The sequence below is a fragment of the Pontibacillus chungwhensis genome (genome assembly GCF_030166655.1).
Lineage (GTDB): Bacteria > Bacillota > Bacilli > Bacillales > BH030062 > Pontibacillus.
On sequence record NZ_CP126446.1, the window covers coordinates 4,109,386 to 4,124,135 of the forward strand.

The following is a 14,750-nucleotide window of genomic DNA, read 5'->3' on the forward strand; positions in this document are numbered from 1 at the left end:
GTTCCCCGTTACCTCCCCATACTTTTTCTAAACGTCATTCAGCGTATAGATGGGTGTAGCATGATTCGGGTCGGTATCAAATAAGTCAATCGCATTCCCTAAAGGAATACCACGTTCTTTTAACATATTCCCTACGGACATACGCGCTAGATCTTTCATGTTATTATCTTGACTTAAATGGGCTAAATAAATACGCTTTGTTGAATTGCCAATAATATCTGTTAATGCCAGTGCACTATCCTCATTAGAAACGTGCCCCTTGTCACCTAATATACGTCGTTTAACATTCCATGGATACCTTCCCATTCGGAGCATCTCCACGTCATGATTGGATTCAAATATATAAGCATCAGCGTCTTCAACGGTCTTCTTGATTCGCTCAGATACATATCCCGTGTCCGTCACTAAAGCTACTTTCTTGCCATTATGGTGAAACACATAAAACATTGGCTCTGCCGCATCATGAGAAACTCCGAATGATTCAACTTCAAGGTCGCCAAAAGCTTTCACAGTTTCCATAGAGAACTCAAACTTCTGATCTGTTGTGATCTTCCCAATCTGACCTTCCATTGCTTTCCACGTTTTCTCATTCGCATAGATCGGTAAATTATACCGTCTCGCGAGTATGCCTAAACCTTTAATGTGATCGCTATGCTCGTGAGTTACAAGGATGCCATTTAAATCATGCGGATCTACGTCTACTTGAGACATGACACGCTCTAATTGTTTCCCGCTTAACCCGGCATCTACAAGTAACTTCTGTTGTTCAGTACCGATATAAAAGGCATTGCCGGTACTTCCGGATGCCAGTACGCTAAAGTGCATACTCATGATCCTCCACCCCAAATTGATTGTTCCAAATCGATTTGCTTACTTATGCTAGACATTGTTTCATTTACAAATTCATCTTCGTCCGTTGAAATATACTGACCTTCGAGGCCACTGATAATAAAGTTTTGATCCTCATTCACTTTAATATTCCAAGTAGGAGAGAAAACCCGGTCTCCGTTCTCAAGCGGAACTAAGGTGTAATAGCCAACGTCAAACTTTGACACCACATCTCCACTGTATAATTTATTTTTATCGAATAAATTACCGATGGCTTGGATTGGTTTAACGAGGTCTATCTTCTCCTCTGTACTCTTCAAATCATCTAGATGGGTTTGGACGAAAGCTGTAATGCCATCCTTTTCTTCGTTCAATTGAGCCATTACAATGCCCGATTCATTGTAATAAATGGGATCTTCCTTGAAGCGTTGAAAGAAAATCAGGACATTGTATTTCTCATTGTAATCCCAGAACTGATACTCATCTCCAAATAAGATCTTATTGTTAATGGTACCCTCGATTGTCTCATCACTGCTTTCTAGATCAACGGCAACTGGCTCCTCAAAAACAGATATCAATATATTGTTATCTTCCCCATAAATCTCAGGTTTTTGGTTTTCGTTTTCTTCTAATTCCTCTTTGTCTTCTTCTTTAAAGGCATATCGTTTAGCAGAAATATAAGATTTCTTTGGCGCTTCTTTAGGTACATTGTTCAGTTGGATATCCTCTGTCTTTAACTGTTCCTCTAAACTTGTATCCGTTAGAAGTCCAAGTTGAGCCTGCTCTGTCTTATTCATAAATTGAAAGACCAAGAAGACATCTAATATTAAGAAGCATAGAATAAATAGCGTTTTAATCTGTCCCCATTGCATTATTCTGTGCTCCCTTCATCCACAAGCTCTTCCCAATCGTCCTGTCCTACATATTTTATAAACCATGCCGGCTCTAATAAAATGACGAGCTCTTGTTGACCTTTTATTTCCACTCTGTACCCAATCTTAATATCTTCAAATGACTGATCCTCAATATAAGGTAAAATCTCTCTCCCCGATAAAATATCGTCATGTTGATTCGGATTTAGGATGGGATACCTAAGCTGGATAAGAGGTCTTTCATACTCAACAAGGTCCTGGTTTCGCCATGTTTGGGTAATCTTTAAACTTAGCTCTTTTCCCCCATCTAAAACAGGATATCCATCCTGGAAAATTCGGTAATCAATAACATTATCTCGAATATCGAATAAATGATAGGAGGAGTTGGCTGTCCAACCGTTGTGGTCGTTTATATCATTCAAACTTTGCTTAATTAATTGTTGCCGAGACAGTTCGTTGGTTTCATCGGTTTGAAATTGCTCAAATCTCATATGTCTCTCATTTTCACTAACTTTCATTAACCGGTTGTCTATATTGTAAAATGTTTCCCCGTACGTTGAATTCCGTTTGACGAGTTTTGGATTATTAAACAAAACATTTTTCATCGTTTCCACATTTAACTTTTGAGCTTGAAATGGAAGAACAGGTAACGTAACTTGGGATTCAGGCAAATAGACCGGATTTCCGAAATAGTTGTCCACGCTGAAATATTCCATTTCACTATTCGAACCTGTTAAATACTTCTCGACAGCATTCGATACATCAAAATTACGAATAACAGCACTATAAGCTGTACCACTTTGCCGTGAAACAAAGTAAACATCATAATACTTAGATTGATTCTGTGTGAAAGAAATAAAGATTTGATCAATATTCATATTCATTTCTTTGACATCTTTCTCTGCTTCACCACCGATCGTAAAGGTACTAGCTAATGTGCTAAGTGGAATTCCAGCAGGGTAAACAATTTCAATAGATGATTCGGTCTCAATCACATCCTTAGAGACCAAATTGATATCCGTTAATGGCCACTTGACTATTTTTTCATATAAATTTTTTGTTTCATTCCAACTCTTTAATGAAAAATGTCTTTCATCCTGATGAAACAATAACAATTCTGGCTTAATAATATCCGATACGCTTTGCTGTACACCGTTATTCAACTTCGTCTCCGCCTCTAAAATAGGGCTTCCATTATTAATGTCATCGTATTCAGGTTGATAGGTCCAAAGGGCAAACGTAACCAATAGACTAATGGTTACGAGGAGCCCTAATATAATTGACTTTAAGTACTCCCACATTACTCTTCATCCCCCTCATATTGTTTCAATAACGGCAGGGTAAAGGTAACCTTTGTCCCCTTCCCTTCTTTACTATCAGCCCAAATCTCGCCCCCGTGAGCATCGATCATTTCCCTGGAAATAGCCAAACCTAAACCTGTACCTCCGAGGTTCCTGGCACGGGCTTTATCAACTCGGTAAAATCGTTCAAACACCTTTTCCAATTTCTCTTTAGGAATCCCAACTCCTTCATCAGAGATCGATACTTCTAATTTCTGTTGATGTTCATTGATCTCTAATTGAAAGCCGATCGTTCCTCCTTCTGGAGAATACTTAATGGCATTTGAAATGATGTTATCCAATACTTGGGTCATTTTATCCTTATCGATCCATACTTGAACTTCTTTATCCGGTAATTGCCGCTCAAAATTAATATGATCATCTTGATTAATTTCAAAGCGTTCTACAACCGTTTGGAAAAACCCAATAAAATTAACTTTCTCTTTGTGCATTTTATAATCTTTATTGTCCATTTTAGAGAGCTGTAATAGATCATTAACAAGACGAATCATACGTTCTGTTTCGTTTTGAGTCACGTCTAAAAAGCGCGGGGCAATTTCTTTATCTTCCCACGCACCTTCTGTTAGAGTTTCTAAATAGCTCTTCATGGTTGTAAGAGGTGTACGAAGTTCGTGTGAGACATTTGCAACGAATTCTCTTCGTTCTCGTTCAATTTTTTCCTGTTCTGTTACATCACTTAAGACGGTGATATACCCATTCATTTGTTCCATTTCGTATTGAACGGCCGTAAAGCTTGCCTTAAGTAAAAGCTGTTGTTCATCTTCACTAAAATCAATAATAATGGATTCCTGATCTTTTAGATCTGTAATACTATTAAGGCGCTTATGAATATTTAACACATTCAATAAAGGCTGGCCTTGTACATCTTCAATTTCTTGGCCGAGAAGTCTCGATGCAGGTTCATTCATGAGAATGATAGCCCCAGTATGGTCGGTAGCGATAACGCCTTCTGTCATATTGGAAAGAACTGAGCTTAGTTTTCGCCTCTCCCCTTCCGTTGTTGCCTGGGAGATTTTCAGTTTATCGTTCAGTTCATTAAACGAAACAGCCAGCTGTCCAATCTCATCTTGTCCATAGACATTGACTTTCTGAGAGAAGTCTCCGGCACCCATGATTTTTGCATGTTTCCTCATTTCAGTAATCGGCTTTGTAATGGTTCTTGCAATAACAATACCTAATAGCACAGAAATGGATACGCCAAGGAAAGTTCCGTTTGCAAAAATGCGGTTAATGTCTTGGAGCTGCCCATAGACCTTTTCAATAGAAGCTTTGAGATAGATCGCACCTACAACGACTTTCTGGTCTCCGTTTTGATTATCCTTTTCTTTTTCTTGGTAAATTGGAAAGGTTCGAACTAAAACCCGTTCACCTTTTTGGTTCACCTTCGTATCTGCGTCTACCGTCCCAAGCATCAGTGTCCGTTGTATTTCAGTTAGTGGAAGCCTCTTTCCTACTTTACTCTTATCAGAATCTTCCGTAGCTGCAATCACACGGCTTTTATTGTTTACAACTAATAGTTCTGATATATTCTCAGCATCAAACCCCTGAAGGATGTCCTGAACATCTTCTTCAAGGGAGGGGGCCTCTTCTTTTCGTTCTTTTGAGAATGCATCTTCCAACTGAATATTCAATATATCGACATTATTCGTTATAGATTCTTCAAAGTTCTGCTTCAATTTCTCTTCAAGTTGCTGAGAAAAGTAAGCTCCGATGACTTGAATCGGGAACAAAAGCAGGAGTGTAATAATGATAATAAACTTCAAGCGTATGGATTGAAAAAACCCCACCTTTTTCATAATTAAGCTACTCCTGTTCAGGGTTTCTCAAATAATACCCCACTCCACGACGGGTAACGATCCACATAGGTGTGCTTGGGTTCTCTTCGATTTTCTCACGTAATCGTCTGACAGTTACGTCCACTGTACGCACGTCGCCATAATAATCATATCCCCAGACCGTTTCAAGAAGATGCTCACGCGTCATAACCTGACCAATATTCTTTGCCAGGTAGTGAAGCAATTCAAATTCACGATGAGTCAGTTCAATCTGTTCACCGTCTCTTGTAACTGTGTAGGCATCAGGGTGAATAACCAGTTTCCCGATTTGAATATCATTGTTTGCCCTTCCGCTTTCCTCAGGCTCTTGCTGATGACGTCGTAAGTTTGCCTTTACCCTAGCAATCACTTCACGATTGCTGAACGGTTTGGTTACGTAGTCATCTGCTCCGAGCTCCAGACCAAGAACCTTATCGATCTCCGAATCTTTGGCTGTTAGCATTAGAATCGGCATGTTTTTTGTTTTACGAATTTCTCGACAAACTTCCATACCGTCTTTACCTGGCAGCATAATATCAAGGAGAATAATATCAGGGTCCTCTTGAAGTGCAAGATCGATGGCTTCATCCCCATCATAAGCACAAACCACGTTGTATCCTTCTTTTTCTAAGTTGAATTTTAGTATATCTGCAATTGGTTTTTCATCATCTACAACTAACACTTTAAAATTCATCTATACCCCTTCTTTCTATCAGGTCGTGTAGTTCTTTAATATTTAATTCTAACGTATTTTTCATTAAATGTCTTTTTCAATAGGATTACAATGCCCCATACGCAAAAAAATCCTGCAACACCAAGGATGCAGGATTTTTTCTTATCGACTTACGTAGTTCAGAGGATTCTGTAAGCTGCCATTTTTATGAACTTCAAAATGTAAGTGAACTCCCGTAGAGTCACCAGTGGTACCCATTATACCAATTGCCTGACCACTTCTCACGGTTTGACCAACGCTAACTTTAATAGAGGATAGGTGGGCATAAGTAGTCTTATAGCCATTGTTATGATCAATAACGACTTTATTCCCATATCCACCATCGCGACCAGCTTCAGTTACAACACCATTATCCGCAGCACTGATCGTGCGATTGCTCACTCCAGCGATATCAATCCCTTTGTGATAAGCGCCCCATCTCATGCCTTGCTTACTAGTAATCACGCCACCGACTGCAGGCCAACTGAAGTTACCCGTTCCTCTTGAAGGGATAACTTTTGTTCCTTTGACCACAACTTTTTTAACAGGTTCCTTTGTTGTTTCTTCATCGATTACCTTTTCGCTAGTGACCTTGCCATTCTTTGTTTTAATTTCGTACTCGATATCTTTAGAGCCATCTTGGCCTTCTTGTTTAACTTTTTGTTCACCTTTATAAAGGTCATCTGACTCGCGTACTTCAACTTCATATTTAAGAGTCTTTTTCTCTCGTTTCTTTTCAGTAACGAAGACATCGAGGTATGCCTCATAATCGGTAACATTTAACTCCTGCCCAATGTGAAGAAGGTCATCCTCTTTCAACTCAGGATTAAGTTCTTTAATCTTTTCAGAGTCCAGGTTATATTGACCGGCAATTTCTCCTAATACTTCACCTTCTTTAACCGTATGGAGCTGATCCGTTAAAACACCTTTTTTTAGAAGTTTAACCATGTCACTTACCGTTAATATATCCTTAGGAGCCACTTTTTCATCAGATAGTGAAACTTTTTCTGATAGAGATACGTCTACTATAGTAGAGTCACCTACTTTTACCGGCGCATCTTTTTGTTCTTGTGTCATACCTTCAAAAGCTTTTAAATCTTCAGGCGTGACATATTGAGTTTTGATCTTATTCAGTGCTTCATCCGCTTGCTCTTTTGAAGCCATATAACCTACAAGTTTTCCATCAACTTTAACTTTTGTACCATCAACTTTTACCGTTAGCTCATCTTTTAATGATTGAACAAGTTGTTGATTATTAAACGTTGGTCGGAACATTTTCTCAGGTACATATGTAACCTCTTCACCCACCGTTAAAGGAAGGTCTTTATGCTTTTGTTCAGCTTGATCGATTCTTTCATCGACATAATTCTTAACTACTTCTTTGTTGTCTACAATCCCTAAGTGCTCGCCATCAACATAAACGTGATACACAGTTGGAATCTGACTCTCGATGTTATCAGCATAAACAGAGCCAAACGTAATTCCCACACCTAAACAAGTCGTTAACGCAATCTTTTTCCATAAAGAATTTTTTCTAGGCTTTTGGTAATCAGCATTTTTGTTGAGAGGGCGTTTTGCTTTTTTCGTCCACACAACATTTTCCCCCTACAAGTTTTGCTTTATCTATAAATCTATATACGGACATTTTTACTACTTACTTTAGCACTCTATTAATCTATCATATTATCTACTCCCAGATAAATAGGATGTAGAACGATGTAATAAACTTGTATTATAGCTGCCAAATTAATCCGAAGGTATTAGTTTCTTTTTTTTATAATAGTGTAATTTTCTTCTTTTATGGAACTAAAACATTACAGTATATGGCGGAAATATTTCGAAACCATTACATATGATACAGTTCTTTCACATGCCAAAAGTCCCATTAGAAAAGAAATAAAAAACAGGGCCCTCTTATGAGAGTCCTGTTTGAAGAGTGGCTCGGGACGGAATCGAACCGCCGACACACGGATTTTCAGTCCGTTGCTCTACCGACTGAGCTACCGAGCCATAAATCACATTCTGTATTTGAAGATATAGTGGCGGTCCGGACGGGACTCGAACCCGCGACCTCCTGCGTGACAGGCAGGCATTCTAACCAACTGAACTACCGGACCTTACAAAGTATAGAGGAATCTGAATCGATCGGACCCCTCTATCAGGCTATGACCCGTACGGGACTCGAACCCGTGTTACCGCCGTGAAAGGGCGGTGTCTTAACCGCTTGACCAACGGGCCAATATAGAATGTCGAGACGATCTGTCTAACTGACAGCGATATTAATAATAGCAGTATATCTCTTATTTGGCAATAGTTTTTATTAAAAAAATAGATTTTATCTAAAAATACAATCGGGACAAATCTGAAATTATGATAGAACAGCTTGTTGCACTACGTGAGTGAAGAAATTCTTTTCCACTAAACTAATCGGTAATGCAATGTTTCTAATAAACATTTATAAAGCGGAGGTTACATACAATAAACCACCCAGAAGATTGTTCGTGCTCCCGGGTGGTTTATATATCTTTATAAGGCTTTTTAAGACTCGTAGACGTTCTTCAAGATATTCGTCTGGGTTCTGTCTGGTCCGACAGAGAAAACAGCCAGAGAGATTCCTGTGAGCTCTGTGATGCGGTTTACATAATGCTGAGCGTTAGCTGGAAGATCTTCAAAATTCTTTACGCTTGTAATATCTTCTGTCCAACCTGGCATTTCCTCGTAAACAGGCTCACATTCCGCTAAGATATTTAAATTTGCTGGGTATTCCTCTAGACGCTCGCCTCTATACTGATAAGCTACACAGATTTTGAGTGTATCAATACCTGTCAGCACATCAATTGAATTAAGCGATAAAGCCGTAATGCCGCTCACACGTCTTGCGTGACTAACAACAACACTGTCAAACCAACCAACGCGGCGAGGGCGGCCTGTGGTTGTTCCATACTCACGACCCACTTCACGAATGCGATTTCCTATTTCATCGTGTAATTCAGTAGGGAACGGGCCATCTCCTACTCGAGAGGTGTACGCTTTAGAAACCCCTACCACATGATCAATCTTATTAGGTCCAATCCCTGAACCGATAGCTACCCCACCTGCTGTTGGATTAGAAGACGTCACAAACGGATACGTACCTTGGTCGACGTCAAGCATGACACCTTGTGCCCCTTCAAATAAAACAGGCTCATCTGCATCAATAGCATCGTTTAAGAGTTTTGATGTATCGCAAACGTACTGAGCAATTTGTTGACCATACTCATAGTACTCATCAAAGATCTCTTCAACTGTCATCGGATCTGATTCATACACTTTTTCGAAGAATTTATTCTTTTCTTTCAAGTTTTGAGTAAGTTTTTCGCGAAAAGCGTCAGGATCCAGTAAATCGGCAATACGAATTCCCATACGTCCTGCTTTATCCATATAAGCAGGGCCGATTCCTTTATTCGTTGTTCCGATCTTTTGATCTCCCTTGCTCTCTTCCTGAAGAGCATCTAATTTAATATGGTAAGGAAGAATGACATGAGCGCGATTGCTAATACGTAGGTTACTAGTTGATACGTTACGTTCATGTAAATAAGCTAGTTCTTTCACTAACGCTTTAGGGTTAACAACCATGCCATTTCCTAATACACATTCTTTATCATTATAAAAAATACCTGATGGAATTAAGTGAAGCTTGTAGGTTTCACCTTCAAATTGAATAGTGTGACCTGCATTGTCACCGCCCTGATAACGCGCGACAACGTTCGCTTGTTCAGACAAGAAGTCGGTAATTTTACCTTTCCCCTCATCTCCCCACTGTGTTCCAACAACTACTACTGAAGACATATATGGCACCTCCGCCGAATTTCATTTCCGTAAAATTGACAACATGAGTAGCTTATCAGCTTCTCCAGCAAAAGTCAATTTAAAACACGAACATTTTATAAACTAATTAACTATACGTTCGTAAAATCGAGTCTTTTCGCTCGAGAATGGAGTTAACGTGGCTGAATATATATTGTTCAGGGTTTTGAGATCATGATCATTGAATCCTCGAAATGACATAAAAAAGAGGGATTCCCAATCAAATATGGGAAACCCTCTTTAGGCGGGAGGAATATCACTCTCGTCATAACGATGTTCTAAGTCGACGAACTTGTTATACTCCTTCACAAACATAAGCTCTACGGTTCCAACAGGTCCGTTACGCTGTTTAGCTAGTATGATTTCAATTATATTCTCTTTTTCAGACTCTTGATCATAGTAATCATCACGGTAGAGGAAACCAACGATATCGGCATCCTGCTCGATACTTCCGGATTCACGAATATCCGACATCATCGGGCGCTTATCCTGTCGTCCTTCTACCCCACGCGATAGCTGAGATAGTGCTATTAGAGGAACATTGAGTTCACGGGCTAACCCTTTTAAAGCACGTGAAATTTCAGATACCTCTTGTTGGCGGTTTTCTTTCGAATTCCCGCTTCCCTGAATGAGCTGAAGATAGTCAATCAAGATCATACCCAGGCCATGTTCTTGGGCTAGTCGTCGGCATTTTGAGCGAATTTCATTCACTCGTATACCAGGAGTATCATCAATGAATATCCCTGCATTCGACAAGCTTCCCATAGCCATCGTTAGTTTACCCCAGTCCTCCGTTTCGAGTTTACCGGTTCTAAGTCTGGTTGCATCAATGTTTCCTTCTGCACAGAGCATACGCATAACCAGTTGGTCTGCTCCCATCTCAAGGGAGAATATCGCTACATTCTCATCTGTGTGGGCGGCAACGTTCTGTGCAATATTTAAAGCAAAGGCTGTTTTCCCTACAGATGGGCGGGCCGCAATGATAATGAGGTCATTTCGTTGAAACCCTGCTGTCATTCCATCAAGGTCTCGGAATCCTGTAGGTAAACCTGTAACTTCTGCAGATGTATTGTGAAGCTGCTCAATGTTGTCATAAACATCAATTAGTACATCTTTGATATTTTTAAATTTACCAGAGTCTTTCTGCTGAGCGACTTCTAATATTGATTTTTCTGCATCATTAAGAATGCCTTCAATATTTTCCTCTTCAGAATACCCATTCGTTACGATAGTGGTAGCCGTTTTAATAAGGCGACGCAAAATCGCTTTTTCTTCAACAATGCGAGCATAATACTCTATATTAGCTGCCGTTGGAACAGAATTGGCTAAATCACTCAGGTACGACACGCCACCGATTTCATCGAGTGTTTTGTTGTTAGACAGAGAAGTCGTAACCGTTACTAAATCAATCGGTTCTCCCTTCTCAGACAGATGAGACATGGCTTCGTAAATACGCTGGTGACTAGCCCGGTAAAAGTCCTCCGGTTGAAGTAATTCCGTAGCTGTAGCAATCGATTGCGGTTCCAAAAAAATAGCGCCGAGCACCGCCTGCTCGGCCTCTATATTATGGGGCGGTGTTCGGTCATTAAAAAACTCGCTCAATTCATCTTCCCCCTTTTCAATTAAGAGGATGGATTAATTATTTCTCTGAAACATGAACTTTAATCGTAGCTGTTACCTCGTGGTGAAGTTTAACAGGTACATTTGTATATCCAAGAGAACGAATTGGTGAATCCATCTCTATTTTACGCTTATCAATTTTGATGTTATGAGATTTCTTCAATTCTTCGGCAATTTGTTTATTCGTAATGGAACCAAATAAGCTTCCCTTGTCACCTGACTTAGCCTGTAGCTCAACTGTAAGATTTTCAAGCGTTTCTTTTAAACGCTTCGCTTCTTCTAACTCTTCTTGAGCTTCTTTTTCCTTCTTGTTATCAATCGCTTCCTGAGCTTTCATGTTTCCTTTGGTCGCTTCTACGGCTAAATTATTTTTTAAAAGGTAGTTACGAGCGTAACCTTCTGAAACATTTTTAATTTCACCTTTTTTCCCTTTACCTTTTACATCCTGTGTAAAAATAACCTTCATGATTCATTACCTCCTTCAAAGTACTCATCTATTATTTCTTTTAATTGCTCCTCAGCTTGTTCAATTGTTGTATCGTCAAGCTGTGTCGCGGCATTGGTTAAATGGCCACCGCCGTTCATTCTTTCCATTATGATCTGAACGTTTACATCACCTAAAGATCGAGCACTGATTCCAATCCGCCCATCAGAACGTTCTGATATCACGAAAGAAGCGACAACGCCGCTCATGGTCAGCAATGTGTCAGCAGCTTGAGCAATAATTACAGGGCCGTATGTTTCACCTTCATCTGCTTTAGAGATTGCCACTCCGTCCCGAAAGATTTTTGCACTCTCAATCAGCTTGCTTCGCCTTACATAAACGTCCAGGTCCTCTTTCATGAACTTTTGAACAAGGACAGTATCAGCACCCTTAGAGCGAAGATAACTCGCCGCATCAAATGTACGCGATCCGGTACGCAATGTAAAACTTTTTGTATCTACAATAATACCGGCAAGAAGAGCTGTTGACTCAAGCATATTGAGTTTTAACTTCTTCGGTTGGTATTCTAACATTTCTGTAACAAGCTCTGCAGTAGAAGAGGCATATGGTTCCATATAAACCAATGTAGGGTCCTGAATAAACTCTTCTGCTCTTCTATGGTGATCAATGACAACAACATGTTCTGTCTTGTTTAATAGCTTTTCCTCAATGACGAGGGAAGGCTTATGAGTATCGACGACTACAATAAGCGTCTTCTTCGTTACAACTTCATGGGCCTCTTCAGGGTCAATAAAACGGGACCAGAGTTGCTCATTCTGTTGAATCTCATCAAACAAGCGTTGAACACCCGTATTGGCTTCATCTGGATCATACACTATAAATCCGTCTTTATCATTGGCTTGAGCCATTTTTAAAATGCCAATACAAGCCCCGATCGAGTCCATATCAGGGTTTTTGTGCCCCATTACAATAACTTTATCAGCCTCTTGAACAAGTCCTTTTAAGGCGTGAGATATTACACGTGCACGAACTCGAGTACGCTTCTCCATCGGATTGGTTTTGCCACCATAGAAACGTACCTTTCCGTTTTCATCCTTAATGGCTACTTGATCTCCTCCCCTGCCGAGGGCAAGGTCTAAGCTGGATTGAGCTAATTCTCCTAAATCAGGGAGAGATGCCTCCCCTACCCCTACACCAAAACTGAGCGTAAGAGGTACATTTTTATCGGTAATTAACTCACGTACATCATCCAGAATATCGAATTTAGTTCGCTCTAAATTCTTTAAAATCCGATGATTCATAACGGCGAAAAACTTATCCTGTGAAGAGCGCTTTAAGTAGACTCCGTTTTCCTGGGACCATTGGTTAAGGATCGATGTAACTTGTGAGTTAATATGACTTTTAGCCGTATCATCCATCGCTTGAGTGATTTCCTCATAGTTATCGAGAAAGATGATCGCGAGAACAGTCCGGTCATTTTGATATAAATTTTGAACTAATGTTTGTTGAGTTCGGTCAAACAGGTATAACAATCGTTCATCCTTTTTTACAACCGTTTGCAATTCATAATCATCCATTGAAATCCAAACATCATCTTTTCCTTCTTTAATCGCTGCTACAAGTGTATCGGAAATCTGGCTAAGAGGCTCTCCCACAAGCGTTTCTTGGGGAAAGAAATGATTCATATAAGGATTGGCCCATTCGATTTTGTAATCTTCACTGAATAGGAGAATTCCTATCGGCATTTCCATCAAAGCTTCTTCTCCTACTTTCTTCACTCGATAGGAGAGAGTCGAGATATACTCTTCTGTTTCATTAATCAGAAACTGCTCTGTTCGAACACTGTAGTATATAGAAGCGATTAGCAGAGCGGTCATAACTAAACCGAGCTTCCACTCATAATAAAAGATCAGCGCTAATAGAAGAATGGATAATGTGTAAATTACCCATAAATGACTACTCAACCTTGGTTTTTTAAAGAAATTCGGCATGACCGTCATCTCCTAAATATAAAGTCGATCTTCACTGCTTTCCTAAACGTTCTCGTAACGAGAAACCTAAATCAATTATACCTAAAATCCGAACCGGAAACACCAATAGGTACGGGAAAAGTAACGTTAATATAACCGCTGTGATAGGGAGAGCCTTTGATCGTTTCTTATAATGAGTGAGAGCAAATAAGTAGGACAAACCTTGCAGGATCATAAAGAATCCGGTAAGGGTATACATATTTTGTGCAACAACACCCATATACTCATCAGGACTTTGGAAAATCCAAGTAAACACAACCGCTATAAAGTAATACCACAAAACCGATTTTGGGAAAGAAAACTGGTGGACAGGAGGGAATTTCAATGTTTCCTTTTCAATCTTATTCCTGACCCTAAATCCGACCCATAGCGTGATAAATGAGCATACTATAGCTGAGATGGCCATGATGCTTGGTAACATAGCCGGAAGATTTTCAAATTGAGCCTGAACAATCGTTAGTTGCTCTTCAGAAACCCCTAAATCCGAAACCATACTTTCTGTAGATTGAAAGGCTTCATCAATCATATCCTGAAAGGCTTCAACTAAATTTAGTTGAAAGAGAACGATCATACTTAAGTAAAAGCTCACAATACCAATTAAGTAGCCTACAGTCCCTTGCGCCCATGCTTCATAAGGTGTTTTTTTGTTATATAGTGCAGCCCCCAAGAAAACTCCTCCAATTCCGACAGAGAAAGTAGCTGGGATCGCTACGGTACCTAATATGAGCATCGATACAATCGACAATATAACTAGAAATAACAGAGATTGCTTCCACCCATTTTTAGCAGCAAATAAGAAAAAGGGCAGAGCCAACACTACCATTGAAAATATAGATAAAACAGGGATGACAATGGTAAGCAGTATAAGTATGATATAAACCCCACCATACAACAAACTCTGTCGTAACATACTCGAAGATTTCATTTTCGTTTACTCTCCTCTAATCCATCTACTGAATAAAGTTAGATTAACATAAATCAATTCTATGTTCATTATTCGAGTCACTAATTGCTCTATGTACTCTATATTCCTTTAAGATTAACTTTACAATGCTTTACCAGAGAACGCAAAACTTCTCTTCACTATAAAAGGGGCTCAATTTACCAATCTGCCCAAGAGTAAAGGAAAGAAACCCTTTATATTTGAGGGATAATAAACATTCTAGTTTAAAGAAAACCCGCCAAATGGCGAGCTTTTTTTAAACACATCGTTTTATTGTTG

Annotated in this window: 11 protein-coding genes and 3 tRNA genes; all 14 read right to left on the reverse strand. The window is 39.6% G+C overall.

Annotated features, from left to right (window positions below):
- Positions 1 to 27: 27 nt before the first annotated feature.
- Entirely contained in the window at positions 28 to 831 is an 804-nt protein-coding gene (locus tag QNI29_RS20720) for an MBL fold metallo-hydrolase (protein WP_231419441.1), read from the reverse strand.
- On the reverse strand, positions 828 to 1,700 hold the full coding sequence (locus tag QNI29_RS20725) for a two-component system regulatory protein YycI (RefSeq protein ID WP_231419440.1): 873 nt from the start codon (positions 1,698 to 1,700) through the stop codon (positions 828 to 830). Before QNI29_RS20725 ends, QNI29_RS20720 begins: the two co-directional genes overlap by 4 nt.
- The gene (locus tag QNI29_RS20730) at positions 1,700 to 3,001 is read right to left on the reverse strand and encodes a YycH family regulatory protein (protein ID WP_231419439.1); all 1,302 of its coding nucleotides are present in this window, start codon (positions 2,999 to 3,001) and stop codon (positions 1,700 to 1,702) included. The genes QNI29_RS20725 and QNI29_RS20730 overlap by 1 nt, the downstream gene beginning before the upstream one ends.
- Positions 3,001 to 4,857 (reverse strand): cell wall metabolism sensor histidine kinase WalK, encoded by a 1,857-nt coding sequence (walK, locus tag QNI29_RS20735; RefSeq protein WP_231419438.1) that lies wholly within the window; start codon positions 4,855 to 4,857, stop codon positions 3,001 to 3,003. The genes QNI29_RS20730 and walK overlap by 1 nt, the downstream gene beginning before the upstream one ends.
- A gap of 7 nt (positions 4,858 to 4,864) precedes the next feature.
- Positions 4,865 to 5,569 (reverse strand): response regulator YycF, encoded by a 705-nt coding sequence (gene yycF / locus QNI29_RS20740; RefSeq protein ID WP_231419437.1) that lies wholly within the window; start codon positions 5,567 to 5,569, stop codon positions 4,865 to 4,867.
- A gap of 141 nt (positions 5,570 to 5,710) precedes the next feature.
- Positions 5,711 to 7,180: a peptidoglycan DD-metalloendopeptidase family protein gene (locus QNI29_RS20745; RefSeq protein ID WP_231419436.1), complete on the reverse strand. Its 1,470-nt coding sequence runs from the start codon at positions 7,178 to 7,180 to the stop codon at positions 5,711 to 5,713.
- 344 nt (positions 7,181 to 7,524) lie between these two features.
- Positions 7,525 to 7,597 (reverse strand) — tRNA-Phe (locus tag QNI29_RS20750).
- Between the two features lie 30 nt (positions 7,598 to 7,627).
- Positions 7,628 to 7,704 (reverse strand) — tRNA-Asp (locus QNI29_RS20755).
- Positions 7,705 to 7,753: 49 nt separating this feature from the next.
- Positions 7,754 to 7,825 (reverse strand) — tRNA-Glu (locus QNI29_RS20760).
- Positions 7,826 to 8,125: 300 nt separating this feature from the next.
- Entirely contained in the window at positions 8,126 to 9,415 is a 1,290-nt protein-coding gene (locus tag QNI29_RS20765) for an adenylosuccinate synthase (RefSeq protein WP_231419435.1), read from the reverse strand.
- Positions 9,416 to 9,673: 258 nt separating this feature from the next.
- Entirely contained in the window at positions 9,674 to 11,035 is a 1,362-nt protein-coding gene (dnaB, locus tag QNI29_RS20770) for a replicative DNA helicase (protein WP_231419434.1), read from the reverse strand.
- A gap of 37 nt (positions 11,036 to 11,072) precedes the next feature.
- The gene (gene rplI / locus QNI29_RS20775) at positions 11,073 to 11,519 is read right to left on the reverse strand and encodes a 50S ribosomal protein L9 (protein WP_231419433.1); all 447 of its coding nucleotides are present in this window, start codon (positions 11,517 to 11,519) and stop codon (positions 11,073 to 11,075) included.
- On the reverse strand, positions 11,516 to 13,489 hold the full coding sequence (locus QNI29_RS20780; protein WP_231419432.1) for a DHH family phosphoesterase: 1,974 nt from the start codon (positions 13,487 to 13,489) through the stop codon (positions 11,516 to 11,518). Before QNI29_RS20780 ends, rplI begins: the two co-directional genes overlap by 4 nt.
- A gap of 31 nt (positions 13,490 to 13,520) precedes the next feature.
- A complete protein-coding gene (locus QNI29_RS20785) occupies positions 13,521 to 14,453 on the reverse strand; it encodes a YybS family protein (protein WP_231419431.1) in 933 nt (310 codons plus the stop codon).
- Between the last annotated feature and the right edge of the window lie 297 nt (positions 14,454 to 14,750).

Bases quoted from the DNA above. Each gene is read 5' to 3' on its own strand.
- QNI29_RS20720 (WP_231419441.1), bottom strand. From the start codon at position 831: ATGAGTATGCACTTTAGCGTACTGGCATCCGGAAGTACCGGCAATGCC.
- QNI29_RS20725 (WP_231419440.1), bottom strand. From the start codon at position 1,700: ATGCAATGGGGACAGATTAAAACGCTATTTATTCTATGCTTCTTAATA.
- QNI29_RS20730 (WP_231419439.1), bottom strand. From the start codon at position 3,001: ATGTGGGAGTACTTAAAGTCAATTATATTAGGGCTCCTCGTAACCATT.
- walK (WP_231419438.1), bottom strand. From the start codon at position 4,857: ATGAAAAAGGTGGGGTTTTTTCAATCCATACGCTTGAAGTTTATTATC.
- yycF (WP_231419437.1), bottom strand. From the start codon at position 5,569: ATGAATTTTAAAGTGTTAGTTGTAGATGATGAAAAACCAATTGCAGAT.
- QNI29_RS20765 (WP_231419435.1), bottom strand. From the start codon at position 9,415: ATGTCTTCAGTAGTAGTTGTTGGAACACAGTGGGGAGATGAGGGGAAA.
- rplI (WP_231419433.1), bottom strand. From the start codon at position 11,519: ATGAAGGTTATTTTTACACAGGATGTAAAAGGTAAAGGGAAAAAAGGT.
- QNI29_RS20780 (WP_231419432.1), bottom strand. From the start codon at position 13,489: ATGCCGAATTTCTTTAAAAAACCAAGGTTGAGTAGTCATTTATGGGTA.
- QNI29_RS20785 (WP_231419431.1), bottom strand. From the start codon at position 14,453: ATGAAATCTTCGAGTATGTTACGACAGAGTTTGTTGTATGGTGGGGTT.